The sequence below is a fragment of the Mesorhizobium sp. BH1-1-5 genome, from assembly GCF_020165615.1.
Taxonomy (GTDB): Bacteria; Pseudomonadota; Alphaproteobacteria; order Rhizobiales; family Rhizobiaceae; genus Mesorhizobium.
Genome location: NZ_JAIUIM010000007.1, coordinates 31,274 through 57,224, shown reverse-complemented (window position 1 = coordinate 57,224; position 25,951 = coordinate 31,274). Strand labels below are relative to the sequence as shown.

Annotated in this window: 31 protein-coding genes and 1 pseudogene; 23 read left to right on the top strand and 9 right to left on the bottom strand. The window is 62.7% G+C overall.

Annotated features, from left to right (window positions below):
- Window positions 1-5: 5 nt before the first annotated feature.
- Entirely contained in the window at window positions 6-617 is a 612-nt protein-coding gene (locus LB572_RS11330; protein ID WP_224667780.1) for a pyridoxamine 5'-phosphate oxidase family protein, read from the bottom strand.
- Between the two features lie 93 nt (window positions 618-710).
- The gene (locus tag LB572_RS11325; protein ID WP_224667779.1) at window positions 711-1,064 is read right to left on the bottom strand and encodes a gamma-butyrobetaine hydroxylase-like domain-containing protein; all 354 of its coding nucleotides are present in this window, start codon (window positions 1,062-1,064) and stop codon (window positions 711-713) included.
- Between the two features lie 197 nt (window positions 1,065-1,261).
- Here LB572_RS11325 and moaA point away from each other — a divergent pair, with 197 nt between their 5' ends.
- From moaA to LB572_RS11260, 13 genes are all read left to right on the top strand, one after another.
- Window positions 1,262-2,257, top strand: a complete 996-nt coding sequence (gene moaA, locus LB572_RS11320; RefSeq protein ID WP_140805830.1) for a GTP 3',8-cyclase MoaA — start codon at window positions 1,262-1,264, stop codon at window positions 2,255-2,257.
- Between the two features lie 55 nt (window positions 2,258-2,312).
- A complete protein-coding gene (locus LB572_RS11315) occupies window positions 2,313-2,807 on the top strand; it encodes a hypothetical protein (protein WP_140805828.1) in 495 nt (164 codons plus the stop codon).
- 112 nt (window positions 2,808-2,919) lie between these two features.
- Window positions 2,920-3,276 carry a hypothetical protein gene (locus tag LB572_RS11310; protein WP_140805826.1) on the top strand — a complete coding sequence of 119 codons (357 nt, stop codon included), beginning with the start codon at window positions 2,920-2,922 and terminating at the stop codon, window positions 3,274-3,276.
- Window positions 3,277-3,462: 186 nt separating this feature from the next.
- Entirely contained in the window at window positions 3,463-4,383 is a 921-nt protein-coding gene (locus tag LB572_RS11305) for a DMT family transporter (protein WP_224667778.1), read from the top strand.
- A gap of 4 nt (window positions 4,384-4,387) precedes the next feature.
- Complete coding sequence (gene mobA / locus LB572_RS11300; protein ID WP_224667777.1) at window positions 4,388-5,020, top strand: molybdenum cofactor guanylyltransferase MobA; 633 nt, start codon at window positions 4,388-4,390, stop codon at window positions 5,018-5,020.
- Window positions 5,017-5,532 (top strand): molybdopterin-guanine dinucleotide biosynthesis protein B, encoded by a 516-nt coding sequence (mobB, locus tag LB572_RS11295; protein WP_224667776.1) that lies wholly within the window; start codon window positions 5,017-5,019, stop codon window positions 5,530-5,532. The genes mobA and mobB overlap by 4 nt, the downstream gene beginning before the upstream one ends.
- A 151-nt stretch (window positions 5,533-5,683) precedes the next feature.
- Complete coding sequence (locus LB572_RS11290; protein WP_140805818.1) at window positions 5,684-6,469, top strand: ABC transporter substrate-binding protein; 786 nt, start codon at window positions 5,684-5,686, stop codon at window positions 6,467-6,469.
- Between the two features lie 77 nt (window positions 6,470-6,546).
- Entirely contained in the window at window positions 6,547-7,263 is a 717-nt protein-coding gene (locus tag LB572_RS11285) for an ABC transporter permease (RefSeq protein WP_140805816.1), read from the top strand.
- Window positions 7,260-8,084: an ABC transporter permease gene (locus tag LB572_RS11280; protein WP_140805814.1), complete on the top strand. Its 825-nt coding sequence runs from the start codon at window positions 7,260-7,262 to the stop codon at window positions 8,082-8,084. The genes LB572_RS11285 and LB572_RS11280 overlap by 4 nt, the downstream gene beginning before the upstream one ends.
- A 178-nt stretch (window positions 8,085-8,262) precedes the next feature.
- Window positions 8,263-9,132, top strand: a complete 870-nt coding sequence (locus LB572_RS11275; protein ID WP_224667775.1) for an NAD(P)-dependent oxidoreductase — start codon at window positions 8,263-8,265, stop codon at window positions 9,130-9,132.
- A gap of 6 nt (window positions 9,133-9,138) precedes the next feature.
- Complete coding sequence (locus LB572_RS11270; RefSeq protein WP_224667774.1) at window positions 9,139-9,843, top strand: DNA alkylation repair protein; 705 nt, start codon at window positions 9,139-9,141, stop codon at window positions 9,841-9,843.
- A 97-nt stretch (window positions 9,844-9,940) separates the two neighbouring features.
- Complete coding sequence (locus LB572_RS11265) at window positions 9,941-10,381, top strand: GNAT family N-acetyltransferase (RefSeq protein WP_224667773.1); 441 nt, start codon at window positions 9,941-9,943, stop codon at window positions 10,379-10,381.
- A 103-nt stretch (window positions 10,382-10,484) separates the two neighbouring features.
- Window positions 10,485-11,018, top strand: coding sequence for a DUF3299 domain-containing protein (locus LB572_RS11260; RefSeq protein WP_224667772.1), 534 nt, complete (start codon window positions 10,485-10,487; stop codon window positions 11,016-11,018).
- 22 nt (window positions 11,019-11,040) lie between these two features.
- Here the strand turns inward: LB572_RS11260 and LB572_RS11255 are convergent, their stop codons facing one another.
- The 4 genes from LB572_RS11255 to LB572_RS11240 form a co-directional block, all read right to left on the bottom strand.
- Window positions 11,041-11,532 carry an Lrp/AsnC family transcriptional regulator gene (locus LB572_RS11255; RefSeq protein WP_006205209.1) on the bottom strand — a complete coding sequence of 164 codons (492 nt, stop codon included), beginning with the start codon at window positions 11,530-11,532 and terminating at the stop codon, window positions 11,041-11,043.
- A 107-nt stretch (window positions 11,533-11,639) separates the two neighbouring features.
- Window positions 11,640-12,257: a uracil-DNA glycosylase family protein gene (locus tag LB572_RS11250; RefSeq protein WP_224667771.1), complete on the bottom strand. Its 618-nt coding sequence runs from the start codon at window positions 12,255-12,257 to the stop codon at window positions 11,640-11,642.
- Window positions 12,258-12,285: 28 nt separating this feature from the next.
- Entirely contained in the window at window positions 12,286-12,897 is a 612-nt protein-coding gene (locus LB572_RS11245; RefSeq protein WP_224667770.1) for a glutathione S-transferase, read from the bottom strand.
- A gap of 48 nt (window positions 12,898-12,945) precedes the next feature.
- Window positions 12,946-13,560 (bottom strand): thermonuclease family protein, encoded by a 615-nt coding sequence (locus tag LB572_RS11240; protein WP_224667769.1) that lies wholly within the window; start codon window positions 13,558-13,560, stop codon window positions 12,946-12,948.
- Window positions 13,561-13,636: 76 nt separating this feature from the next.
- On the opposite strand from LB572_RS11240, the gene LB572_RS11235 reads away from it, so the two are divergent.
- Window positions 13,637-15,160 (top strand): sensor histidine kinase, encoded by a 1,524-nt coding sequence (locus tag LB572_RS11235; protein ID WP_224667768.1) that lies wholly within the window; start codon window positions 13,637-13,639, stop codon window positions 15,158-15,160.
- A 16-nt stretch (window positions 15,161-15,176) separates the two neighbouring features.
- Here the strand turns inward: LB572_RS11235 and LB572_RS11230 are convergent, their stop codons facing one another.
- The gene (locus LB572_RS11230; protein WP_224667912.1) at window positions 15,177-16,175 is read right to left on the bottom strand and encodes a nicotinate-nucleotide--dimethylbenzimidazole phosphoribosyltransferase; all 999 of its coding nucleotides are present in this window, start codon (window positions 16,173-16,175) and stop codon (window positions 15,177-15,179) included.
- A gap of 162 nt (window positions 16,176-16,337) precedes the next feature.
- Between LB572_RS11230 and LB572_RS11225 the strand changes: the two genes are divergently transcribed.
- Window positions 16,338-16,568 (top strand): DUF1289 domain-containing protein, encoded by a 231-nt coding sequence (locus LB572_RS11225; protein ID WP_224667767.1) that lies wholly within the window; start codon window positions 16,338-16,340, stop codon window positions 16,566-16,568.
- A 10-nt stretch (window positions 16,569-16,578) separates the two neighbouring features.
- Window positions 16,579-17,283, top strand: a complete 705-nt coding sequence (locus tag LB572_RS11220; RefSeq protein WP_140805794.1) for a TIGR02281 family clan AA aspartic protease — start codon at window positions 16,579-16,581, stop codon at window positions 17,281-17,283.
- An 80-nt stretch (window positions 17,284-17,363) separates the two neighbouring features.
- Here LB572_RS11220 and dusA read toward each other — a convergent pair whose 3' ends face one another.
- Complete coding sequence (dusA, locus tag LB572_RS11215) at window positions 17,364-18,362, bottom strand: tRNA dihydrouridine(20/20a) synthase DusA (protein ID WP_224667766.1); 999 nt, start codon at window positions 18,360-18,362, stop codon at window positions 17,364-17,366.
- A gap of 115 nt (window positions 18,363-18,477) precedes the next feature.
- Between dusA and LB572_RS11210 the strand changes: the two genes are divergently transcribed.
- Together LB572_RS11210 and LB572_RS11205 are read left to right on the top strand one after the other, a co-directional pair.
- Window positions 18,478-19,539, top strand: coding sequence for a site-specific integrase (locus LB572_RS11210; RefSeq protein ID WP_224667765.1), 1,062 nt, complete (start codon window positions 18,478-18,480; stop codon window positions 19,537-19,539).
- Between the two features lie 279 nt (window positions 19,540-19,818).
- Window positions 19,819-20,046: pseudogene (locus LB572_RS11205) on the top strand (transposase); the annotation flags it as partial.
- 186 nt (window positions 20,047-20,232) lie between these two features.
- Here LB572_RS11205 and traA read toward each other — a convergent pair.
- Window positions 20,233-23,280, bottom strand: a complete 3,048-nt coding sequence (gene traA / locus LB572_RS11200) for a Ti-type conjugative transfer relaxase TraA (RefSeq protein ID WP_224667764.1) — start codon at window positions 23,278-23,280, stop codon at window positions 20,233-20,235.
- A 173-nt stretch (window positions 23,281-23,453) separates the two neighbouring features.
- Between traA and LB572_RS11195 the strand changes: the two genes are divergently transcribed.
- The 5 genes from LB572_RS11195 to LB572_RS11175 all read left to right on the top strand — a co-directional run bounded on the left by LB572_RS11195 (window position 23,454) and on the right by LB572_RS11175 (window position 25,942).
- On the top strand, window positions 23,454-23,831 hold the full coding sequence (locus tag LB572_RS11195) for a conjugal transfer protein TraD (RefSeq protein ID WP_224667911.1): 378 nt from the start codon (window positions 23,454-23,456) through the stop codon (window positions 23,829-23,831).
- Window positions 23,782-24,048, top strand: a complete 267-nt coding sequence (locus LB572_RS11190; RefSeq protein WP_224667763.1) for a conjugal transfer protein TraD — start codon at window positions 23,782-23,784, stop codon at window positions 24,046-24,048. Before LB572_RS11195 ends, LB572_RS11190 begins: the two co-directional genes overlap by 50 nt.
- Window positions 24,049-24,540: 492 nt before the next feature.
- Entirely contained in the window at window positions 24,541-24,966 is a 426-nt protein-coding gene (locus tag LB572_RS11185) for a hypothetical protein (protein ID WP_224667762.1), read from the top strand.
- Between the two features lie 60 nt (window positions 24,967-25,026).
- Entirely contained in the window at window positions 25,027-25,272 is a 246-nt protein-coding gene (locus tag LB572_RS11180) for a DUF982 domain-containing protein (RefSeq protein WP_224667910.1), read from the top strand.
- Window positions 25,273-25,336: 64 nt separating this feature from the next.
- Window positions 25,337-25,942 carry an SH3 domain-containing protein gene (locus LB572_RS11175; RefSeq protein ID WP_224667761.1) on the top strand — a complete coding sequence of 202 codons (606 nt, stop codon included), beginning with the start codon at window positions 25,337-25,339 and terminating at the stop codon, window positions 25,940-25,942.
- Window positions 25,943-25,951 lie beyond the last annotated feature (9 nt).

Genomic DNA, 25,951 nt, shown 5'->3' with positions numbered 1-25,951 from the left:
TAGGCTTACCACATCGTCTTTTTCGCCCGCTCAGGCCATTCCTTGTCGTAGGTCTCGCCGTCGATGTTCTTGCGGCTGGTGACCTCGAGAATCTGGCCAGGCGTCGGCAGCGACCTCGGATCGACATGCCTGGCCGGGTTCCAGAGTTCCGAGCGCACGATGGCGCGGGCGCACTGGAAATAGACCGTGTCGACCTCGATGACGGTAACCGAGCGGGCCGGCTTGCCGTCGACCATGAAGGACGCGCAAGGCTCGGTATCGGTGGTGATATGCGCGCGGCCGTTGATGCGCAGTGTCGTGCCCGAGCCCGGCACGAGAAACAGCAGCCCGACGCGGGGATCGCGAATGATGTTCCTCAGCGAATCGGCGCGGTTGTTGCCGCGCCTGTCCGGCATCATCAGCGTCCTGTCATCGACGATACGCACGAAGCCGGCGAGATCGCCACGCGGCGAGCAGTCGAGCCCCTCCGGCCCGCTGGTCGCCAGCGCCACGAAGGGCGAGGCCTCGATGAACGCGGCATATTCGGGAATCACATGGTCGAGTTCCTTGACTATCGAGGCCTCGCCCGGCAGGCCGTAAAGCGCCTCGAGCTGTTCGACGGATGTGATGCGCGACATCTTCTTCGCCTCCTGATCTTTTGCCGGCGCTACGCCATGTCCATGACGCCTTGACGACAGTCGGCTGCCGACATGGGACTGCCACGCGCCGCGCTAACGGTCCCGGCTCAGCCCCTTCTCAGCCAACTCGGCAAGATAGGCGTTCCACCGCTCGTCCTTTTCGTGGCCGAGCGTATGCAGATAGTTCCAGGTGAAGATGCCGGTGTCGTGGAAATCGTCGAAGGTGATGCGCACCGCATAATTGCCGACCGGCTCGATCTTGAGGATCGCGACATTGCGCTTGCCGGGGACCGTCACCCGCTGCTCCGGCGAATGGCCCTGAACTTCCGCCGATGGCGAGGCCACGCGCAGGAGTTCCGCCGGCAGCTCGAACGGCTGATGACCCGGAAAGGTCACGGTCAAGAGCTGGCGGTCCTTCGAGACCCTGAGTTCCTTTGGCGCGGTCATGACTGGTCCTGTCTGGGTTGCGCCCTTCCCTACGCCGCTTCGCTCGATCCGGAAAGCATCATTAGGAAGCAGCCGACATGCGATGTCGGTCGGGGAATGTTACCAAAGATCAAGACGTTCTATCTTGAATGCGGCATTGGATCGTATCACATAGCTGTATATAACGACGCCGCCAACGGCCACGGAAACGCTTCAAGATGGACATGATCGACCCCTTCGGTCGCACGATCAGCTACCTGCGCGTGTCGGTCACCGACCGTTGCGATTTCCGCTGCACCTATTGCATGGCCGAGGACATGACCTTCCTGCCGAAGAAGGATCTGCTGTCGTTGGAAGAGCTTGACCGGCTCTGCACCGTTTTCATCGAGAAGGGCGTGAAGAAGTTGCGGCTGACCGGCGGCGAGCCGCTGGTGCGCAAGAACATCATGCATCTGGTGCGCCAGCTGTCGCGACATCTCGCGAGTGGCGCCCTGGAAGAGCTGACGCTGACCACCAATGGCTCGCAGCTTTCGCGCTTTGCCGCCGAGCTCGCCGATTGCGGCGTCAAGCGCATCAACGTCTCGCTCGACACGCTCGATGCCGAAAAATTCCACCAGATCACGCGCTGGGGCAATCTCGGCAAGGTCATGGAAGGTATCGATGCCGCGCAGAAGGCCGGGTTGAAGATCAAGCTCAACGCGGTTGCGCTGCGCGACTTCAACGATGCCGAGATCCCCGAGCTGATGCGCTGGGCGCATGGCCGCGGCATGGACCTAACCCTCATCGAGACGATGCCGATGGGCGAGATCGAGGCCGACCGCACCGACCAGTATTTACCGCTGTCGATGCTGCGCGCCTCACTGGAGCGCCAGTTCACGCTCGCCGACATTCCTTACAAGACCGGCGGCCCTGCCCGCTATGTCCATGTCACCGAGACCGGCGGCCGGCTAGGCTTCATCACGCCGATGACGCATAATTTCTGCGAGAGCTGCAACCGCGTGCGGCTGACCTGCACCGGCACGCTCTATATGTGCCTTGGCCAGGAGGATGCCGCCGATCTGCGAGCACCGCTGCGCGCCTCCGAAGGCAACGAGCTGCTCGACGCTGCGATCGACGAAGCCATCGGCCGCAAGCCCAAGGGTCATGATTTCATCATCGACCGCCGCACCAGCCGTCCATCGGTTTCGCGGCATATGAGCGTCACCGGCGGCTGATTTTTCCCGCCGATTGGTGCATGATCGCTTCTGGTCATCGACCGAAGGGGGGATCATGCAACGCCCGCAGCGCATCGGCTGGCCGTCAGTGGCGGTCATCTTGTCCCTGTCGACAATCATGACGACGACGGCGACCGCCAAGCCGTTCACTTACGTGAATGCCCGGTTCGGCCAGTCATGCACGTTTCCCGACGAAATCTTCAACAACCCTCTGCCAGAGCCAGAAAATGGCGATGGACAACAATGGCTTAGCGCCGACGGCGCCGAGCTGACCTGCTCCGGCATCAACAACGTGGACAATGAAACGCCGCGCAGTTTCGTCGATGATGAAAAAGCCAGCACCGAGTCCGGCTACAAGGTCACCTACTCCAAGAGTGGCAAGAACTGGGCCGTGCTGTCAGGCACCAAGGATGGCAAGATTTTTTATGAGCGTCGCCTGTTCGGCAAGGATGACGTGATCCGAACCGTCTTTCTCGAATACCCCTCGTCGCTCAAGGCAAAATACGACCCGCTTGCCGGCGCCATCGCCAAGAGCCTGCGCGGCCCCTGAGACCAGCCGGCTGCACTGAAAATAAAGCGCCCCAGCCGCCTTCCGGCCGATTTACCGCCAACCTTTTCCGGCCTAGCCTTCGAGCGCGATTTTCGCTCTAGGGGGAGTGCACATGCGCACATTCATGCTTTCACTTGCTATGCTTGGGATTGTTTCCGTGCCGGCCGCCGCTCAGTCGATCGGCGGCACCTACACGGTCGCCGGCACCAATTTCGACGGCTCGAAATATGGCGGCGAGGCAACCATCACGCTGACCAGCGACACCACCTGCACGATCCATTGGGAGACCGGCGGCTCGACCTCGGACGGCATCTGCATGCGTAACGACAATGCCTTTTCCGCCGGCTACGCGATGGGCAAGGAGATCGGTCTCGTCGTCTACAAGATCGAGAAGGACGGCTCCCTGCACGGGCTGTGGACCATCGCCGGCCAGAATGGCAACGGCACCGAAGTGCTGACGCCGAAGTAAGCCTTCGGAGCCTCGGCAAATCGATCTCATGGGCCGCGCAGAAATTCGTGGCCCATTTCTTTTGGCGTTGCTGTTTTCCGGTCGCCTGCTAATGCGTGTCTCCCAAAAGTGCGTGCGGTTTTGGGAAACAACATGCATCAAAACAAGAATAAACCGCTTGATTTAGAATAAAATCCGGAAACGCCTTTGCCTCTCTCGCCAAATCTGCGCGGCGCGCTGTTCATGATCGTGGCCATGGTCGGCTTCACCCTGAACGACGCGATCACCAAATTCTCTTCCGAATCGATGAACATGGCGCAGGTCATGCTGGTGCGCGGCGTCTTTGCGTCCTTCTTCGTCGGCCTGCTTGCCTGGCGGCGCGGCGCGCTTGCCAATCCGGCCGCCATGCTGCAGCCGATGGTGGCCATGCGCGTGGCCGGCGAAGCCGGCGCCACGGTGTCGTTCCTGATCGCGCTTGCGCATCTGCCGATCGGCAATGTCTCCGCCGTCATGCAGGCGCTGCCGCTGGCGGTCACCATGGGCGCGGCATTGGTGTTCGGCGAAAGCGTCGGCTGGCGGCGCTGGACTGCCATTGCCGCCGGTTTCGTCGGCGTGCTGATCATCGTGCGGCCGGGGTTCGAAGGGTTCAGCGTCTATTCGCTGGTGGCATTGGCCAGCGTCGCCTGCTGCGCGGTGCGCGACCTCTCCACCAAGCGCATCCCCGAGGCGATCCCGACTCTGCTGGTGTCGACGGCGACCGCGCTTGCCATGACGGTGCTGGGCGCCCTGCTTTTGTCGCCGATGGGCGGCTGGACGCCGATGAGCGGGCGAGCGACCATGCTTCTGGCGCTCGCGGCGGTGCTGGTGCTCATCGGCTATCAGTTCATCATCATGGCGATGCGCTCAGGCGACATCTCCTTCATCGCGCCCTTCCGCTACACCGCCCTGCTCTGGTCGATCCTGCTCGGCCTCGTCATTTTCGGCGACGTCCCCGACCTGCCCATGATCGTCGGCGCCACCATCATCATCGGCTCCGGCCTTTATGCGCTCTACCGCGAGCGCGTCGTCGGCAGACAGCAACCTGCCGCTGAAAGCGCTGGACCCGACATGGCGCCGGACGGCATATAGGCCGATGGACCGAGATGTTGCGGGGATCATTCTGGCCGGAGGCCAGTCGCGCCGAATGGGCGGTGGCGACAAGCCATTGCTTTCGCTGGGTAATGACAGGCTGATCGATCATGTCGCGGCGCGATTGAACCCACAGGTCGCGACCCTGGGACTCAACGCGAATGGCGATCCGGCGCGATTTGCTGCCATGGGCCTGCCGGTGCTCGAAGACACGGTGCCGGGCCATGCTGGACCGCTCGCCGGCATCCTGACCGGTCTCGAATGGGCAGCAACCCAAACCGGCTGCCGATGGCTGGTGAGCGCCGCCGGCGACACGCCGTTCTTCCCCGGCGACCTCGTCGGGCGCCTCACAGCCGCAACCCGCGACCGACCTGGCGCGATCGCTGTCGCCAGTTCGGACGGCAGACGGCACCCGACCTTCGCTCTCTGGCCGCTCGGCCTGCGCGGCGCCTTGCGTCATTTCCTCGTCGACGAGGACAACCGGCGGGTTTCGGCCTTCATGCAGCGCCAGGGCTATGTCGAGGTCGAGTTCCCCATGATCGAGGCCGGCAACCAGAAGATCGACCCGTTCTTCAACGTCAACACGCCGGACGATCTTGCGGCGGCGGAGCGTCTGTTGCAAAGCCTCGGGCCATGAGACGCGTATTCGGCATCACCGGCTGGAAGAACTCCGGCAAGACGACCCTGACGGAAAAGCTGGTCACCGAACTGGTGGCGCGCGGCTGGGCGGTTTCTACGGTGAAGCACGCCCACCATGACTTCGACATCGACAAGCCGGGCGCCGACAGCTTTCGCCATCGGCAGGCGGGCGCGACCGAGGTTGCGATCGTCTCCGGCCGGCGCTGGGCCCTGATGCACGAATTGCGCGGCGAGAGCGAACCGACGCTGGACGACATCCTGGCGCGGCTGGCGCCCTCGGACATCGTGCTGGTCGAAGGTTACAAGCGCGAAGCGCACAGGAAGATCGAGGCCAGGCGGCTCGAAGCCAAGGACCGGACGCCGCTTTCGGTCAACGATCCCAACATTGTCGCCATCGCCGCCGACTTTACAGTCGAAGGCGAAACGTTGCCGGTCTTCGATCTCGACGACACGAAATCGATAGCTGACTTTGTCGAGCGCAGCACAGGTCTCGTGGCTCAAACCAAGTAACGCAGCGGCACATCCCGATTGTCGTTTGCCGTTGATTTGCAGTTGCTTTTTTCTTGGAAAGAGTGGGAGTATCCGCATCAGCGGGCGGTAAAAAAGCTCCGCCCACAAGAGCCGCACGGGACAGCGGCCATGACAATATGAGAGGATTATCATGCGTATTGCACTGCGTATCGCGCTTGCCGCTTCGGCCGCGCTGCTGACACTTGGCGTCGCCCAGGCTCAGGAAAAGACCCTGAGGATCGGCACCGAAGGCGCGTACCCGCCCTTCAACAACCTGACCTCGGACGGCCAGCTGGTCGGCTTCGATATCGACATCGCCAAGGCTCTCTGCGACGAAATGAAGGTCAAGTGCACCTTCGTCGCGCAGGATTGGGACGGCATCATCCCGGCGCTGCAGGCCGGCAAGTTCGACGCCATCGTCGCCTCGATGTCGATCACGCCCGAGCGCGCCGAGAAGGTCGACTTCACCCACAAATACTACAACACCCCGTCGGCCATCGCCGTGCCGAAGGATTCGCCGCTCAAGGGCGTGACCAAGGAAGACCTCGCCGGCAAGAACATCGGCGTCGCCACCACGACCACGCACTACAATTACGCTTCCAAGACCTACACGGACAGCACCATCAAGGGTTATCCGAGCAGCCCCGAGGAGCAGGCCGACCTCGCCAATGGCCGTCTCGACGCCATCGAGGACGACATCGTCGTGCTGCAGCAGTGGCTGGATTCGCCGGACGGCGCCTGCTGCAAGATCCTCGGCCAGCCCTCGCCGCAGCCGGTCGATATCTTCGGACCGGGCGCCGGCATCGCCGTGCGCAAAGGCGAAACCGATCTCGTCAACCAGCTGAACAACGCGATCGACGCCATCCGCAAGAACGGAAAGTACAAGGAAATCAACGACAAGTACTTCAAGTTCGACGTCTACGGCGCCGAATCCTGATAAGTTAGCCAGGGCGGTGAGGCACCCCTCGCCGCCCTTCTCTTCTCCCGGGATCCCCACGGAGACACGACCCGTCAATGCCGGCCCAGAGCATTTGGACACTTCTCAGCTGGGGACCGGACGGCTGGAGTGACGACATTGCGTCTGGCGTTCTGGTCACCATTGCGCTGGCGCTCGCCACGCTGCCGATCGGCCTGGTGATCGGCTTTTTCGTCGCTTTCGCCAAGCAGCATGAAGAGCCGTCGCTGCGCCTGGCCGGCAACATCTACACCACGGTCTTTCGCGGCCTGCCGGAACTGGTTACGCTGTTCCTGTTCTTCTTCGGCATGCCCCTTCTGTTGCAACATGTCGTGCGACTGTTCAATCCGGACGCGACGATCGACGTCAACAGCTTCGTCGCCGGCATGATCGTGCTGGCGCTGATCTTCTCCTCCTACGCCAGCGAGGTTTTCCTCTCCGCGTTCCGAGCCATTCCGAAAGGCCAGTATGAGGGTGGCTACGCCATTGGCCTGTCGAAATGGCAGACGATGCGGCTGGTGATCTTGCCGCAGCTGATACGCATCGCCTTTCCGGGCCTCGAGAATTGCTGGCTGAGCCTGCTCAAGGACACATCGCTGGTCTCGGTGGTCAATCTCGCCGAGACCTTGCGCCAGTCAGGCGTCGCGGCGCGCGTCACCAAGCATTCCTTCCTCTTCTACAGCGTCGCGGCGCTGATCTTCCTGGCGCTGGCCGTCCTGTCGTCGATCGCCACGAGCTACATCCTGCGCTACGTCGGACGGAGGGAAGCGCGATGAGCGTCAGCCAGGTTATCGCTATCGACAAACCGCCGCCGCAAGCGCGCGGCTGGCCGCGAGCCCGCATCCTTGGCTCCGCGCTGGTCGGTGTCTGGATTCTGTTCGGCGCCGGCATCGTTGCCTACCTGATCTATGCGTGGAACGCCGAGTTCTTTGCCCGATACGCTCCAGCCTATCTGCAAGGCCTGGGAACCACGCTGTCGCTGGTCAGCATTTCAATGGTTCTCGGCGCCATCTTCTCGTTGCCGGTCGCCTATGGCCGCATGTCGAAGAACTGGATCCTGTCGGGGCTTGCCTATTGCTACGTCTATTTCTTCCGCGGCACGCCGCTGCTCGTGCAGACCTACCTGGTCTATTACGGCGTCGGTTCGTTCCGACCCGAGCTTGAAACGGTCGGACTGTGGTGGTTCTTCCGCGAAGCCTTCTATTGCGGGGTCTTCGCCTTCTCGCTCAACACCGCCGCCTACCAGGCCGAAATCCTGCGCGGCGCCATCGAAAGCGTGCCGCGCGGCCAGTGGGAAGGTGCGGCCTCGCTCGGCCTGCACAAATTGCAGACGCTGCGCAAAGTCGTCCTGCCGCAGGCGATCATCGTCGCGCTCAGGCCCTACGGCAACGAACTCATCCTGATGATCAAGGCCTCGGCGATCGTCGCCATCATCACGGTCTACGACCTGATGGGCAACGCCAAGCTCGCCTACGCGAAATCCTTCGACATCCAGGCCTATATCTGGGTGGCGATCGTCTATCTGGTGATGGTCGAGATCCTGCGCCACGGCGTCGAATGGATCGAGCGCCGCATCACCGTCCACCTGCATCGATAATGCATGTCGCCTAAAAGCGCGCAGCGGTTTAGGGGAACGACATGCATAAGACGAAGACTTAAATTGCCGCGCCTCGGCAGCCTGCACCAGTCGATGCGGCGCTGCGTGCCTTGACGAATTTTTCGCATGGCCTAGACCTTCCGCCACTGAAATCTCTGTTTTGTTGGAAGGCAGGCTTATGGCATCGGTTGCATTTCTCGGTCTTGGCGTCATGGGTTATCCGATGGCCGGGCACCTCAGGAACAAGGGCGGCCATGACGTCACCGTCTACAACCGCACCAGGGCAAAGGCCGAGCAGTGGGTGGCCCAGCACGGCGGCAAACTGGCGCTGACACCGGCCGCGGCAGCCGAGGGCAAGGATTTCGTCTTCTCCTGCGTCGGCAATGACGACGATTTGCGCTCGGTCACGACCGGTGCGAACGGCGCCTTCGCCGCGATGAAGAAGGGCGCCATCTTCATCGATAACACCACCGCCTCGGCCGAGGTCGCGCGCGAGCTTGACGAAGCCGCGCGCAAGGCGGGCTTTTCCTTCCTCGACGCGCCGGTGTCGGGCGGCCAGGCCGGCGCCGAGAACGGCGTGCTGACCGTCATGGTCGGCGGCGAGCAGGCCGCCTTCGACAAGGCAATGCCCGTCATCGACGCCTACGCCCGCATGGTCGGGCTGATGGGCTCGGCGGGCGCCGGCCAGTTGACGAAGATGATCAACCAGATCGCCATTGCCGGCCTTGTCCAGGGACTTGCCGAGGGCATTCATTTCGGCAAGAAGGCCGGCCTCGACATCGAAAAGGTCGTCGAGGTGATCTCCAAGGGGGCCGCCGGCTCCTGGCAGATGGAAAACCGCCACAAGACGATGAATGCCGGCAAATATGATTTCGGCTTTGCCGTCGACTGGATGCGCAAGGATCTCGGCATCTGCCTGGCGGAAGCCAACCGCAACGGCGCCAAGCTGCCGGTGACGGCGCTTGTCGACCAGTTCTACAAGGATGTGCAGGACATGGGCGGCAAGCGCTGGGATACCTCCTCGCTGCTTGCCCGCCTGGAAAAATAGACGGCGATGGCCCTGCCTGATCCAAGCTGGAGCGCCGACGACATCGTCGCTCATTTGCGGGCGATCGGCACCGATGAGAACCGGGCGGGCATGGCGCGCTTCGGCATCAACACAGCCAGCGCTCTCGGCGTCGGCAATTCCGAATTGCGGCCGCTGGCGCGCAAGCTGAAGAAGAACCACGAGCGGTCGCTTCTGCTTTGGGACAGCGGTGTCCGGGAAGCGCGGCTGATGGCGGCCTTCACCGGCGAGCCGAAGAAGGTCGATATCGACCAGTGCCGACACTGGGCGGCGGATTTCGACAGCTGGGAGATCGTCGACACCGTTGCCGACCTGTTCGCCGAGACGCCGTTCTGGCGCGAGTTGATCGACGAGTTCGCCGAAGACGAACGCGAATTCGTCCGCCGCACCGCCTTTGCCATGCTGGCCTGGAGCGCGGTGCATCTCAAGAAAGAGCCGGACGCGACCTTCATTGCCTATCTGCCGCTGATCGAAAGACATGCCGGCGACCCACGCAATTTCGTCCGCAAGGCGGTCAATTGGGCGCTGCGGCAGATCGGCAAGCGGTCGATGAGCCTGCACGCCCCTGCCCTTGCGCTGGCCGAGAAACTGGCGGCATCGTCGGACAGGACGGCGCGCTGGATCGGCAAGGATGCGGTGAAGGAACTGACGGATGCCAGACAGATCGAAAGGCTCGCAGCCGCAAAAGCCTGACCTCTCCGGCATCCGCTTTGTCGAGGTGACGCCAAACACACAAGGCCGTTTCGAGAACCTGTTCGAGCAGCCCGGCGCGCCTAAATATTGCTAGTGCATGGCATGGCGCCATTCCAGCCGCGAGCACATCCAGAACGACGAGAAGAAGCGCATGATGATGACGCTCATCAATGCCGGCACCCCGGTCGGCATCGTCGCCGAATTGGATGGCGGCCCGGTCGGCTGGTGCTCGGTCGCGCCGCGCGAGACCTACCGGAAACTTTCAAGGCAGCAGGACGACACCGAAACCGGCATTTGGTCGATCGTCTGCTTCTATGTGCCGAGGGCTCTGCGAGGCGGCGGCCTGGCCTCCGCCCTGCTCGATGCCGCGATCGACCACGCTTTCGCCAGGGGCGCGCGCATCGTCGAGGCCTATCCCGTCGACGAGGCAGCCCCCAGCTACCGCTTCATGGGATTTCGCGACATCTTCGTCGCGCGAGGCTTCCACGAGATCGGAGCCGCCGGCACGCGCCGGCATGTCATGCGGCTGAGCCGATGAGCCCTGACCGGTCACGACGCTTTTACTCGATTCCGCCAACGGACAGGCGGAGGATGGAGCAACGATGAACAAACGTTTCAGATCATGCGCGATGTTAGCGGCCGTGCTCCTGTTCGTTGCCTCGGGAGCCGATGCCGCGGCCGATGTCGCGCACATCTTCTGGAAGGATCTGCGCCCCGCGACGCAGGCGATAGCCGAGGACGCGAACCTGCCGATGATCGCGGCAAAGCTGCCTGACCACGGCGAGACGCTGTCGCTCAATCTGCAGGACAAGGCGATACAATTAGCCGGCTATGCATTGCCGGTCGATCGCGACGCCGACCTTGTCTACCAGTTCCTGCTGGTGCCGTGGACCGGCGCCTGCAGCCACATGCCGACGCCGCCGCCGAACCAGATCGTGCTGGTCACGCCGGCGCATCCCTACAAGATGAAAGAGGCATACGAGCCGGTCGCGGTCACCGGTGTGCTGAAGCCCGGCATGGAGAAGAGCCAGCTCTTCATCCTCGACGGCGTCTCGATCGTCCAGTCCGGCTACACGGTGCGCAAGGCGGAGGTGGCGAGCGTCGACACGGTGCCGGACGCGGTCACCCTGCCGGTCAACTCGCCGTGGAATTTCCTCAACAAGAAGAAGAACTAAGGCCTGCGATCTGGCGTGGCGCCTACGCCGCGTTGGCGCCCGATTCCTTGTCCAAAACCATGTAGTCGAGCGGGATCTCGGTCGTATACTTGATCTGCTCCATGGCGAAGGACGACGAGACGTCGCGGATTTCGATCTTGGCGATCAGCCGCTTGTAGAAAGCGTCATAGGCGGCGATGTCGGGAACCACCACGCGCAGCAGGTAATCGACGTCGCCGCTCATGCGGTAGAACTCGACCACTTCCGGGAATTCCTGGATGACCTCGGAGAAGCGCCGCAGCCATTCATGGCTGTGCGAATTGGTGCGGATCGACACGAAGACGGTGACGCGCACATTGACCTTCTCATGGTCGAGGATGGCGACGCGCCGCTTGATGACGCCCTCCTCCTCGAGCTTCTGGATACGCCGCCAGCACGGCGTGGTCGACAAGCCGACTTTCTTGGCGACATCGGCGACCGCGAGCGTCGCGTCCTCCTGCAGGAGGCGGAGAATTTTTCTGTCGAGGCGATCCATGGGAAGCTCCAGGGGAATAGTTTGGCTATAGTCCCTTTTATCCAAGCCTTTCACAAGAAAGAAATTCTGCCGAGGAGGGCAAAAGCGAGTGATTTCTTGCACGATGCCTAATCGATGCGATAGCGGATTTCCGATCTCAGGAAGGGCAGCAAATCCATTTCGAACCAGGGATTCTTCTTCAGCCAGCCGGTGTTTCGCCAGGACGGATGCGGCAGCGGCAGCACTTTCGGCATGGCTGGCCCATCCCATATGGCGCGCCAGTTCCTGACTGTCTCGGTCAGCGACGGGAGGCGCGTCGTACCCATATGCCATGCCTGCGCATAACCGCCGATGGTCAGCACCAGGTCGATCTGTGGCATCAGCGCCATCAGGTCCGAGCGCCAGGCCGGTGCACATTCGCGACGCGGCGGCAGGTCGCCGCCCTTGGCGTCCTGGCCGGGAAAGCAAAAGCCCATCGGGACGATGGCGAATTTCCCGGCGTCGTAGAACTCTTGCGCGCTGACGCCGAGCCAGTCTCTCAGCCGGTCTCCCGAGGCATCGGTGAACGGCATGCCCGACGCATGCACTTTCGTGCCCGGAGCCTGGCCGGCAAGCAGGATCCGCGCCGTGGACGACGGCTGCAGCACCGGCCGCGGCTCATGCGGCAAAGGCCGGCCAAGCGGCTCCTCGACGCAGATGCGGCAGGTCCGCACCCTCGCGGTGAGGCGCTCCAGCGCTTCGCTCATATCAGGCGGATTATCCAATTGTTGTCGCTCAGGCCGCCGCGCTCGGCCGGCTTGTAAGCGCCGCATACCAGCGCAGCACGTTCGCGCACTCCTCCGGCACCTTGATGCGTGCCGGCTTCATGAAATCTATGGCGATCATGCCGGTGATGTCGGCGACCGAGTAACTATCGCCGGCGGCGAATTCGCGCTCCGCCAACTCGTGATCGAGGAGATGCAGGAATTCGATTGCCTTCGGTTTGTTGGCCTCGCCCCATTCCGGAATTTGCGGCACTTCCCACTCCTTCATCGCCGGATGGATGTGCCGGAACGCGGCCGCGACGCTGACCATGAGATTCAGTTCCAGGCGCCTTTGCCACATCTCGACTATGGCCTTGCCGAGCGCGCCCGTGCCGAACAGCGCGGGCTTGGGATGCAACTCCTCGAAATAGCGGCAAATGGCGATCGATTCGGTGATGATGGTGCCGTCATCGAGCTCGAGCACCGGCAGGCGCCGCAACGGATTGCGCTGAGCCACCTGCTCGCCGCGATGCTCCAGCGCGCCCATGTCGACGGGCACCAGCGGCACCGTCAGGCCCTTCTCGGCAAGGAAGACGCGCACGCGCCGGGGGTTGGGCGCTCGGCCGCCGTCGAACAGCTTCATTCCATGCCTCCAAGTCTCTTCGCCGATCATAGGGCGCGGGCCGGCCCATCACCAGAAGCGAATGAATTCGCGCAACGCATCGCCGAACGAGGCCAGCGTGCCGTGCTTTCTCTCGACCGGCGCAGCGTGATGGCTGTCGCGCCATTCCTGCGGCTCTTGGAAGGTGCCCGCCCAGATGCCGGCTTTGGCCGCTCTCGCCACCGCTTCCTCGGTCTCGAAGTCGCCGAAGGCAACCGCCCATCCGGCCCGCACCTGGGCCTGGTTCAGGTCGGTATCGCCTGCCTTGCAATCGCCGAGCAGGCGGCCGTAGCGGTCGCGCTGCCAGCCGCTGCAGGAAACGGGCCTGCCGGCGATCATGCGCACCAGCGATTGCCGCGCCAGCTTGCCGCAGGGGTAGTCGGCGCCGGCCTTCTGGCAGGTCTGCTGGTACTCCGGAGCGTCGATGCCGCGCATGCGGATGCGCTCGGTCCCGAGCGTGATCGAATCGCCGTCATTGATGATTGCCGTGCCTTGCTCCTTGCGTGTCTCGAAGCGGTCGAGGCGCGCCGCCACCAGGATCAGCAGCCCGAGCAAGAGGATGGCCAGTCCGTAGTCCAGCAGCTTGCGCCAGAGGCTTCGCGGCGCACTTGCCGCATAGCGTCGGCGCGGCCCTAAACGGCTCATATGGCAAACAGTCTCTTAATCATTCGAACGTAGCTTAACGAACTGACAGTCGCTGCGCGCAGAAATTGAAGTCTGTATGCCTTTGCAACGCTCGAACACAGCGGATAAATTTATTGTGGACCGCCGTAAACCGCACCGCAACAGCGATGTGGCGCGCGCGGTGCGCAAGACGCGCGATCGCCTTTCGCAGCAGGCGGGCAGCCTCGATTTCGACCGTGAGCTGCTGAAGCTGCATGCGCGCGCCATGGTCAGCGCGGTCGCGATCCCCTTGCTCGTGCTCGCCGTCGCGGCGATCGGTCGGCTGGCGGGCCTGGACAACCAGATCGCCATCTGGGCCTTGTCGACGCTGCTTTGCTACACGATCGTCGCTTTCATGGCGCGTCGCGTGGAGCGAACCGAGGCGGCCGAACTCGACCCAGCGCAGACGCGGCGCGACTTCCTGATCGGCCATTTCCTGTGCGGCCTTGGCTGGGCGTGGTTCGCCTGGGTCGGCTGCGACACATGCCAGGTCGACCAGTTCCATGTGGCCAAGGCCATGGTGATCCTGGTCGCCATGGCGATGACGGCGGTCCTGGCGTCCTCGCTTGGCGGCGCCCTGTTCGCCACCTTCGCCATTCCCGTTGCCGTCTATGTCTACACCGTCATGCGCCAGTGGACGCCGATCGAAGCCACGATGGCGGCGTTGCTTATCGCGGCGCTTCCCTTCTTCGGCTATGTCGCGCGCCACCTCAACCAGGCTTCGCTGATGGTGCTGTCGTTCCGCTCGGAGAAGGACGCGCTGATTGCCGAGGTGGAGACGGCGAAATCGATGTCGGACGAGGCAAGGCGGCGCGCCGAGGACGCCAACCTGGCGAAATCGCGTTTCCTCGCCTCGATGAGCCACGAGCTCAGGACGCCGCTCAATGCCATCCTTGGCTTTTCCGAGGTAATGGCCAATGAGGTGCTGGGGCCGATGAACAACCCCACCTATCGCGACTATGCCCATGACGTGCACGAATCCGGCCAGCACCTGCTCGACCTGATCAACGAGATCCTCGACCTGTCGCGCATCGAGGCCGGCCGCTATCAGCTCAACGAGGAGCCGGTCGTGCTGGTGACCATCGTCGAAGACTGCTGCCACATGATGGAACTGCGCGCCCGCAACAAGGACATCCGCGTCATCCAGGAGTTCGAGGAGACCCTGCCGCGCCTCTTCGCCGACGAGCGCGCGGCGCGGCAGATCACGCTCAACCTTTTGTCCAATTCGATCAAGTTCACCCCGTCCGGCGGCGAAGTGCGCGTGCGCGTCGGTTGGACCGCCGGCGGCGGCCAGTACATTTCGGTCAAGGACAACGGCCCGGGCATACCGGAAGAGGAAATCCCGGTGGTGCTCTCCGCTTTCGGCCAAGGCTCGATCGCCATCAAGAGCGCCGAACAGGGAACCGGCCTCGGCCTGCCGATCGTGCAGGGCTTGCTTGCCATGCATGGCGGCGAGTTCGAGCTTCATTCCAAGCTGCGCGAGGGCACCGAGGCGATCGCCATCTTCCCGTTGAGCCGGGTGATGGAGGAATTGCCGGCTCTGCCGACCAAGACCGTCGCGGTAGCGCGCGGACGCCGGTGAAGCAATCCTACCGGCTCTAATGCCGGAAAGCCATCGCCATGCCGGAACTGGCCAATGCCGCGGCCTTGACGATACCGGCGGCGAGAGCGGCCCCTACCCCTTCGCCATGGCTGATGCCGAAATCGAGCAGCGGCCGCAGTCCGAGCCTTTCGGCCGCTTTGGCATGGCCGGGCTCCGGCGACAGGCTGGCAAGCAGGCAGTGATCGAGCGCGCCTGGATTGGCCGCATAAAGGGCAGCGGCCGCCGCCGTGGCTGCGAATCCGTCGAGAAGGACGGGGATCTTCTCCATGCGCGCGGCGAGAATGGCGCCGCAGATCGCCGCGAACTCGCGCCCGCCGACCCGACGCAAGGCCTCGAGCGGATCGCCAAGGCCCGAACCGTGGAATGCCAGCGCCCGATCCACGACCTCGGCTTTGCGCACCATCATCGCCGCGTCGGCGCCAGCCCCGGGCCCTACCCACTCGGCCCCCGCGCCGCCGAACAGCGCGGCGCAAAGCGCGGCGGCGATTGTCGAATTGCCGACGCCGAGATCGCCCAGGCACAGGAGATCGGCGCCGCCCGCCACCGCTTCCATGCCGAAGGCCATGGTCGCGGCACAGCCGCGCTCATCGAGCGCCGCCTCCTCGGTGATGTCGCCCGTGGGGATATCCAAGGCGAGGTCGAAGACCTTCAGGCCGAGATCGTTGGCGATGCAGACCTGGTTGATCGCGGCGCCGCCGGCGGCGCAGAGCTCGACCTCGTTGGCGGTCGCCGCAACCGGCCGCGGCGAAATGCCGTGCCTGACGGCGCCGTGATTGCCGGCGAAGATCGCCATCAGCGGCCGGTTGATCGCCGGCGGCGCGCGCCCGCTCCAGGCGGCAATCCAGGCCGCGATGTCCTCGATACGCCCCAGCGATTCTTTCGGTTTGTCCGCTTTGGCGAAAAGCGCACGGACACGGGCCGCCGCCGCTTCATCGGCAGGCGGCAACGCCGCCAGAAGGCTTCGGAAATCGTCGAAAGGCGTTGCGGTCATGATGTCGGTCGCGGTTCGTTGCGGAAAATCGCAAGCGGCATAGCCGCCTTCTCCGGCCGGCACAACCGCCTGACGATGCCGCGAATGCGCTGCCTCGCGGCGCATTGCGGAGGGCTTGCATTGCCCCGGCGGTTGCACCATGTGGAATAAAGGCTAGAGAACAGCATGACCGCCATCGAATCTCCCTGCATCCTGGTCTGTTCGATCGATATGAAAACCGGCTTCTGCTTCGGTTGCGGTCGCACGCGCGACGAGATTTCCGGCTGGCTCACCATGACGCCCGAAACGCGCCGGGCGGTGATGTCCGAACTGCCGGCACGGCTCGAAACGGTCGAGCGGCGGCCGCGCCGCGAAACCCGGCGTACCCGCATGGCGCGCGAGCGCGGCGTTTTGTGAGAAGAAACCGATGAACCGGCTGTTCTGGATCGTCATGGCGGTGATCGGCGTCGGCGTCGTGCTGCTCATGCTCAACAATTCGGCCGGCCGCACTTTCGGCGTGAACAACAATGATTTCGGCCGGCTGATCTGGGTCGGCGTGCTGGTGATGGTGATCGGCGCAAGCCTGCTCCGCTCCGGCCGGCCAATGGGCGACATGGCGCGCAATCTCGGTGTCTGGGCCGCCTTCGTGCTCGTGCTGATCGCCGGCTACCAGTATCGCTACGAATTGCAGGACGTCGCGAGCCGCGTGACCGCCGGCCTCGTGCCGGGCAGCCCGCTGGCGCTCGGCGTGGAGAATGGCCGCCCGACCGTCACGCTCGACAAGGCCGACAACGGCCATTTCGAAGCCCGCATCCTAGTCAACGGAACGTCGGTGCGCGCCGTGGTCGACACCGGCGCGACCAGCACGGTGCTGACGTCAGAAGATGCCCAGGCCGCGGGTTTCAATCCGGCGGCGCTCAGCTACAGCGTGGACGTCTCCACCGCCAACGGTATGGCGCGCGCGGCGACGGTCAGGACCGATCAGGTCGCGATCGGCGGCATCGTGCGCAAGGACATGTCGGTGATGGTCGCCGCGCCCGGCATGCTGGATCAAAGCCTGCTCGGCATGAACTTCATCGGCTCATTGTCGGGTTTCGACGTGCGTGGCGACCGCATGATCCTGCGGGACTAGTGCTTGTCGCCCAGAAGGGCGTAGCGGTTCTCGACCACGATAAGAAAAAGACTTAAAGCGCAACGCGCTTCGATCGGGAGTCAGGCCGCCTCGGCTTCCGCCGCCGCGAAATCGATTGCCGCGAACGCGCTCTTCAGCACCTCCGGACCGGCGCCAGGCTTGTTCGCATCCGTCGATAGAATTTGCCGGAAGCGGCGCGCGCCGGGCAAGCCGTGGAACAGTCCGACCATGTGGCGAGTGATGTGGCCAAGCCGACCACCGCGCTCGATATGGCGCGCGGCATAGCCGGCCATGGCGTCGATCAGCGCCGCGTGGTCGAAGGCGGCAGCCGCCTCGCCATAGAAGGCGGCATCGACGCCGGCGAGGATGCCGGGCGTATGATAGGCCGCGCGGCCGAGCATCGCGCCGTCGACATGACCAAGGTGCGACGACACCTCGCCGAGCGATTGAATGCCGCCATTGATGCCGATGAATTCGTTCGGCTTTCGGGCCTTTAGCCGATAGACGCGCTGGTAGTCGAGCGGCGGGATGTCGCGGTTCTCCTTGGGGCTCAGCCCCTCCAGCCAGGCCTTGCGGGCATGCACCCAGAGCGCGTCGGCGCCGGCCGCGAACACGCCGTCGGCAAGCATATCGAGCGCAGGTTCCGGGTTTTGCTCGTCGACGCCGATCCGGCATTTGACCGTGACGGGGATTTTCACCGTGGCCTTCATAGCCGCGACACACTCGGCGACCAGAGCCGGCGTCTTCATCAGGCAGGCGCCGAACGTCCCCGACTGGACGCGGTCGGACGGGCAGCCGACATTGAGGTTGACCTCGTCATAGCCGAAGGCCTCGCCGATCCGCGCCGCCTCGGCGAGTTTTGCCGGATCCGATCCGCCAAGCTGCAGGGCAACCGGATGCTCGACAGCGTCGAACCCGAGCAATCGTTCGCGCGCGCCATGGATGACCGCATCCGCCACAACCATCTCGGTGTAGAGCAGCGCACGACCCGTCAACTGGCGGTGGAAGAACCGGCAATGCCGGTCCGTCCAATCCATCATCGGCGCCACGGCCACTCTATGCTCTTGATTTTTCAGCATTTTTTCTTTAACATCAATTCGTTAGAACCTGCCGAGTGCACACGAATTTACGCCAGAATACGACCCTTTTCGCCACGTTTCGATCTCTCAGTGCACACGGAGCGCACACGAAAAAATGGCCACCTACACAAAGCTCTCGTCCGGTTCCTGGCGTGTCCAGGTCCGTCGCAAAGGTCGCTACGTCAGCGAGACCTTCCTGCGCCGAGACGATGCACGGCGCTGGGCAACCGAAACCGAGCGCCAAGTCGATCGCGGTGAGACGCCGACCAAGTCCCGTATAGCGCGCCTAAAAACATTCGGCGAACTCATCGACCTCCATATCGACGACATGTGCGATGTAGGCAAGTCCCCTCGCCGCTCCAAGGCCGCGGCCCTCGCTATGCTCCAAAGACATCTCGGAAAATGCAACATCGCGACTTTCGATCGCGAACGGCTCATTCGATTCGGTCGTGACCGGGCCGCCCAGGGTGCTGGGCCGATGACGCTCGGAATAGACATCGGCTTTATAAAACTTATTCTGTCTCATGCTGCGGCCGTCCACGGTCTGCCGGTTAAGGTGGAACCCGTCGATCTCGCGCGTATCGCGCTTAAGCGCCTCGGCCTTGTCGGCAAGGGGTGCGAGCGCGACAGGCGGCCCACCCAGGATGAACTGGACAGGCTAATCGCTCACTTCGATGCAAACCCTCTTCAGATAGCGCCGGTTGGCCGGATTATACGTTTCGCCGTTGCAACCGCGATGCGTCAGGAGGAAATTTGCAAGGCGCGTTGGTCCGATCTGGAGTCTTGTACGCGGATGCTTCTCATCCGCGACCGCAAAGACCCACGCAACAAAAAGGGTAACAATCAGCGCATACCGCTGTTTGCGGCAACTGGATACGATGCGTGGGCCATTGTTGAGGAGCAGCGCGCAAAGCGAAGCAATGACGACGATCGAATTTTCCCGTTCAACCATCGGTCAGTCGGCACCGCCTTTCGCCGAGGATGCGCTGACCTGGACATCCACGACCTTCATTTTCATGATTTGCGACACGAAGGCACGAGCCGCCTTTTCGAATCTGGGTTCTCAATCGAACAGGTAGCGCTAGTAACGGGACACAAAGATTGGAAGATGCTGCGCCGCTACACACATCTAAAGCCCGAGATGCTTCATACTATCCACGCTGCGAGGGCTGCATAGTTGAGATCGAGGGGTGGCAGCATTAGCTGGGCCAGCCTGAGCGCAATCTTCGCGCAACCACGGCAGGGCCTCGAAGAAAGCGGCGGTTTTGGAGACCGAATACCCTTTTCACATCGCTTTGTTTATATTGATGTATTTCGCATTTTTGGAGTCATGTGCGAGGATTTGTCTAATCAAAATTGGTCGCTCCGTCGTGGTTCTAACAGGCTGTTGAAAAAGGCACTCGCCACCGAACCGCAGCGGTGATTCACCCGGGCCCGAAGGGATTCGGAGTGACGAGTGCGCACCGGCGACGATCGAACTGGCGAACTGTTCAGCTACGTGGACCTTGAGGCCCGGGTTCGGCGCAATCATCCGTTGCGTGCGATCCGGACGATCGTGACAGAAGCCCTGTCGACGCTGGAGCGTGAGTTCGCGGCGCTGTATTCGCCGATCGGACGACCATCGATCCCGCCGGAGAAGCTGTTGCGGGCGATGCTTTTGCAGGTGTTCTATTCGATCCGCTCGGCAAGCCGGCCTCGACAGGCCGGTCCGGTCAAGGACAGTTCTGAGGCGGATGATGCGATCCGGTTCGGACATAGCTCGCCTGCTTGTCAGTGGTTGTTGCTGGTACAGGACGGAGCTAGCGCTGGACGCAATCAGGATTGTGGCTTCAGCCGCCTGCGGCGTGGAAACGGCGGCAATCCGGAGGGTTCAGATTCCGAAGCCGCGTCCCCTTCCGATGCCATGGCTGAATGCGAGCTCCGCCCCGAGTCGGCGGCCGGAATCAGTGTGAATGCCAAGCTCGCGCTTGCGGTTGGTCAGGAGCGATTCAAGCTGAGGATCGCGTTCAAGGCTCTCGGCCATATCGGACATGGCCGAACGCGTTGACTTGTAGCCGGACATGTCGCCGGCCTGATATTGCTCCCGTCCTGTCCGGTCGAGCTTTTGCCAACGTTCCACAAACCGGTCGGCGCGGCGGCCGGGATCGATGTCCGTGCCGGTGCGGATTTCCGTCTCAAGCTGGAGGGCAAGCACGACGCGGCTGACGCGGCCGGCCACCGCCTCGCGGACAAGTTCAGGATTTTTCACATAGGCCGCCTCGGCATCGCGCCAGCCATACGGCCGCACCTTCTCAAAAGCGCTGCGGGCATCCCTCAATTCGCGCATCTGGTCGGGACTGCCCTGCCCGTCCACATTTCCGCCGCGCAGGATAGCGTCGATAGCGCGCGCGTGACGAACAAGCGCCTTGGTACGAGCGCTGCGCAACGCCGCTTCCGCGTCCACCGGCAGATTCGTGTCGCCCGGCACTCCCCTGGCAGAAGGATCTCTTTCCGGCGTCCGGACTGCATCTCCGATCTGTGCCCCAACACTCTCCCTTCCCGGCCCAGGTCGACCTTCCTGCCTGGGCTCGCCGTCTGCGGGCGAGCGCAAGCCGTCCAGCAGACCGTCGATCCTGTCACGCAGCTTCTCCGGAACGATCCGGCGCACGATCTCGACCACACGCTTTCGGAAGCTGATGCCACGCCGCTCGGCATAGGCCTGCGCCGGGTCGATCCGGTCGTAATCCGACGCCATGTCCTTGGCGCGGTCGCGTGACAGCGCCCGAACCAGCCGGTCTCGTGTAGCAAAATCATCGCTCCCGTAATGTAGCTCCATCCCGTCTCGATGCCGCGACAGTGCGACGTAGCTGCCATGTGCATCCATGCCCGGCGTGGCGAGCACATGGACGCGCTCGACTGTCATACCCTGCGCCTTGTGAATGGTCGCGGCATAGCCGTGGTCGATGTGCGCGTAGTCTTTCAGGTCGAAGCGAACCGATCTGTCGTCATCGGTGCGCACGGTCATGCTCTGTTTGCTGACTTCCTCCACGATGCCGAGCGTGCCGTTCTTGACGCCGAGCCCGCGCTCGTTGCGCAGGAACATGACACGGTCGCCGCTTGCGAAGGCCCTTGCACCACGTTCCACATTCACCCGAACTTCGTCGCCGAGATCGCCGGCACCACGCATGTGCTCGCGCGCTGCCTGGTTGAGCGCCCGCACCTCGTCGTTTGTGTGGGTTAGGATTATCCGGCTTGCCTCTGGATGCGCCTGCCTGTCGCGATCCCAGCGCTCGACGAGTGCACTTCGCGCTTCGTCGCGCGTTGCAGCCTGATGCACCATGCCTTGCGCGTCGTAGGCGTTGATCGCGGCGCCGATCCTGCCGGTTGCCAGATCGCGCGTGGCGGCGCGCTGCCAGTCGTCGCGCTGCCGGCGTACCTGACCGATTTCGACGCCGCCGTGTCGCTCGTGAATCGAGCGGAATGCAGCGCCGGCCTCGATCGCCTGCAGTTGTTGCGGATCGCCGACCAGCACGACTTTTGCGCCAACGTTGGCAGCATGGGAGAGCACGCGCTCCAACTGGCGCGTGCCGACCATGCCGGCCTCGTCGATCACCAGGATATCGCCGGCGCTGAGCAGATCGCGGCCCTGTCCCCAGCCGTGTTCCAGGCTGGCAATAGTGCGCGACGAGATGCCTGATCCACTTTCGAGATTCTCGGCCGCAATGCCGGAAAGTGCCGCACCTCGAACCTCGTAGCCTGCTGCTGCCCAAGCCTGACGCGCGACACCCAGCATGGCGCTCTTGCCCGTGCCGGCAAAACCGACAACGACACCAAGATCGCGGCCGTCCGTGATGTGATCCAGTGCATCGGACTGCTCGCCCGACAGAGCAAGGCCGCGATGCTTGGCATCCGCCAGAGCCGTCGCACGATCCCGGTCACTCACCGAATGCTGTCCTTGCCCGGCCATGTGTTCCGCCGCGCGGTGCAGGCGCTGTTCGGCATCGATCATCTGCCGGGTGGTGAAGCGATCTTCGCCGCGTCCATCCCTGCCGAGTTCGACAAGATCGGGCGCTTTGCTGACGGCTCCCATCACCGCGTCGAACTGCTCCATTCCGTCGCTGTGGCGATGCGCAAACTTGGCAATATCCTTTCGGGTGAAGGTCGATTGCTGGTGGGTGATTGCGTCCAGAGCCACAGTTGGATCCGCTATGATCCGCGCACCATTGTTACGCGCGATCTCGCGGTGCAGTTCAGCGCGATCTGCTTCTAAGCCGGCCGTGTCGAGGCCACCGTCCTCGATGCGTTGGGCCGGTGCACCGATCTGGGTCTGCGGCTCCAGGGAAATGCCCTGCGCTTCCAGACTGCGATGATCGATGCGGGCGTCGATGTCGAGTTCGGCCAGGCGTTCATTGGCAAGCTCCGCCCACCGCTCGCGCCAGCGCTCGACCATCTGGGTAGCATTCCAGTCTCGAACCTTCGCCCCGAAACCGTTCTCATCGACCGACCGCATGGCGAGCATGACATGGGCATGCGGTTTTGGACTGCCATCCTCCGCCCTGTCCCAATGCACGTTGAGATCGGCGACCATGCCACGGCTGACGAATTCGGCTTGTACAAAGTCGCGCGCCAGTTCGATGCCCTGCGCCTGGCTGAGTTCACGCGGCAGGGCAAACTCCACCTCGCGGGCCAATTGCGCATCCTTCCTGACCTCGAACGCTTCGACATCGTTCCACAGCCGTTCGCGGGCGCTCCAGGCTTCTGGCGCAGTCTCTGGCAGCATCACCTCTGAATGGACGACGCCGCGCTTGGCCGAGAAATCATGCGTGCGTTCGATCCGCTCGTCGCGCAGCCGCGAAGCCGAGCGGTAGGCGGCCGAGGCAACAGCACTTGAGCCCGCCTTGCGGCCAATGACCTTGACGTGAAGATGATAGATCGCCATCGCGACCAGATCATTTGCACGTCAAAGCGCATGTCGGCACGACGTATAAGCGCGCCCTCCCTCGAAAAATTCTCGGGATGGACCAGTCCGTCCCGGGCCGTCTCGGCAACCCTGAAGCCTTCCGGCAGGCGCTCCCCTATTATTCTCCGATCGACAATCGAACGGAGACAGCCATGCGCAAACTACGTGACTTCGACGCCGAACTGCACGCGCTGGAAGAAAAGGCGCGAGAGCTCAAAATGCGAAAAGTCCAGCAACTCGGTGAACTGGTGATCGCCACCGGCGCCGATCAACTCAGCACTGACGAACTGGCCGGCGCGCTGGTCGCAATCGCTGAAACGAAAGACACCACAAAGCGTGAGGCATGGGCTAAGCGTGGGGTGACGTTTTTCGAGAGCGATTCCAGGAGAACTGCTCCGACTACTGGGCGAAACCTGCGCAGCGCTCAAGCGCAACCGGGCAGCTCGCAATCACCGGCAAGCGGCACAAGCTCGCAACGACATGCGTACGTGGCAGGTCGAGCGCCGCAAGCGCACCCGACATCTGATTGAACTCGGCGGTCTCGTCGTCAAGGCAGGCATTGTTGATCTGACCGCTGATGATCGCGCTATCATCTACGGCGCGCTGCTCTGGATGGCGAACAAGCTCCGAAGCGTGCAAGGCGAACACGCGCGCACACTTTGGGCCGAAAAGGGGAAAGAAGTGTTCGAAGCAGAATGGAAAGATGGGGCGCCCATCGTTGCGCAGGGACAGCGAAGTCGGGAATGACAGATGCCGGGCAAGCGCGGAGACCCAACATCGCGGTACTGCCCGTCATCACGCGGTTCGCCAAGCTAGGCTGGCTCATGCTGCACCAGCGATCACAACGTACCCAATCAACTCGGCAGAGGCCCGGCAGCACAATGCCACTTCACATAATCGCGACTGGGTTGGAATAGTTTCCGGTCTGCCTCGGTATATCGGACATCGAGGTGAAGTTTTGACCGCTTTTTCCATTTTCGAAAGTTTCCGGGTGCTCAAGCACATCGTCTCAGGCGCCAGAGTGCGGGAAATGAGTGCGGACGATCAAGGATCTGCGCCGACGTGCTCGCGCCCGAAAGTTCTGCCAATCGGGCCTAGCATCCCCCTGTCCCATCTTCTGATCTGGGTCGACCCGGCAGAGAGGCCTTGTGTCCATCGATCGCTCGAATTCCGGCCATTGTCGGCCAAGGCTGCGAAAATCAACCTGAAGCAAAGCGTACATCTGAAAAGGAGGAAGTTATGGCAGACAATCTAACAGTTTCGCAACGCTTCGACGAATATCAGCCCTCCAAGACACTATGGTTCTGGTCGGTAGTCGGCGTCGCGGTGTTGACGATGATAGTCGGCTTCACAGCCGGCGGTTGGACCACGGCAGGAACAGCATCGGAAATGGCGAAGACCTCGGCCATCAAGGCGCGGGCTGAACTGGTCGCCAATCTTTGCGTCGAAAAGTTCGTCACAGCGTCAAACGCGACAGAAAACCTGACCAAACTGAAGGGAACGTCCTCTTATCAGAGGGACAGTTTCATCAGCGACGGCGGCTGGGTAAAACTGGCCGGAATGAAGAAGGATGCCCCAGGCGCCGCGGACCTATGTGCGGACAAATTGGCAGCGATGGACACAATCCCGACCAACAACGTGGCTCAGGACAGCACCAAAGGTTGACTTCGATTTCGCCCGGCAGCGCAGTGTTTGCCCGTCAGCCATCGCAACGGAGGCGTGGCCATGTATGAAGCTTGGTTTTCAAGGCCGGTTCCAGTGGCGACCGGCATATCCGGCAAGATCAACAATCTTTCCAACGCCAATCAAGCAGTCGACCTCCTTACCAAGCACTGGCGCAATGCAGGAAGTCAGAAGCATCTGGCGGCACTACGCGCCTGCCGCCAGGCCATGAACGGCGGCATTGCGGCCGACGTTGCCAGGGACGCATTGGCCGATGCGGCTCGAGAGGCGCACATGCTTGTCGAATAAGCCTCGTGCCGAGCGATGGTGCGGACTCGTGTTGAACCGGATTACGCCGGGAGCGGCGCCGCCGATGGCGGCTGATGATGATCGGCCCCTTCCATATTCGCAGGGAACGGCCCTGAATTCCGTAGCACCGCTCGGCTTCCCGACAGTCCGCCGGCTGGTCGGCCGTCGGTTACAATTCGTCCCAATCCTTTTCATTCTTACAACTGTGCTGATCTCGCTACCCGCACCGATGAAAGGGCTCGGGGCGGAGGTCAGAGCTCTTCCTCTACCTCGCTTCGTCTCGCTGAAAGCTTCATATGCCAATCTCCGCGTCGGGCCGGGCAGCGGCTACGGCATCGAATGGGTCATGAAACGCCCGGGCATCCCGCTTGAGATCTACCAGCAGTACGGCAATTGGCGCCGCGTAAGGGATTGGGAGCGAACCACCGGATGGATCTTTGGGCCGCTCCTGTCGTGGCGCAGAACGGGGATTGTCGCTCCGTGGAAGAATAACGTGGTGCTGCGCCAGAAACCGACAATCGATGGACCTATCACTGCTTGGCTCGAGCCTCGTGTCCGGGTGAATCTGAGACGGTGTGACGGGAAGTGGTGCGCTGTTGCGCAAGGGACGGTGAGCGGCTTCGTCAAACAAACCGACTTGTGGGGTGTGTATCCCGGCGAAGTGCTTTAAAGGGTGGCC